General features: G+C 41.3%; 1 protein-coding gene. It reads left to right on the forward strand.

Annotated features, from left to right (window positions below):
• Positions 1-181: 181 nt before the first annotated feature.
• Positions 182-533 (forward strand): DUF721 domain-containing protein (locus R7R78_RS29100; protein WP_225474964.1); only part of this gene is annotated, 352 nt, incomplete at its 3' end.

Below are 533 nucleotides of genomic sequence, written 5' to 3' on the forward strand. Positions count from 1 at the left end.
AAGTGGTGATGGATTAGCCAATATTATTAGCTGCTGCACGACGAAACTTGGCAAAAACAGGACTTTACCACGTTCAATCCATCTCCATTGTAAAACTGAGGCTAAAGACGTTAATGTAAACTATACCTAGTGAGAAAGCTGCTCTAGAATAGTCATATCTCAACAAAATTAGATTTTACCTATGCGTGATCATCGACCAACCTCGACAGAGGATGTAATTGCTGAGTCTCAATTTAAGCAAATTCAAGAACATGCCGGAGAAATCTTGCAGCTTAACCAAGCTCTACAAACAATTTTACCAAAAGGGACGGCAGATCATTGCCGAGTTGCAAATATTCGCAATGGCCATCTTCTGATAGACGTATCTAGCGCGGCCATCAAAATGAAGATCGACTACGATCGTCTAATGATCTTAAACAAACTGCGCACACAAGGTTATGCAAAATTGATAAGTGTCGACGTTCGGATCAACCCTTCACTTTATCGTAATCGATACGAGAAAGACGATAGGCCAAAACGCCCACCACTCACTG

The organism is Vibrio sp. 2134-1 (assembly GCF_033339495.1).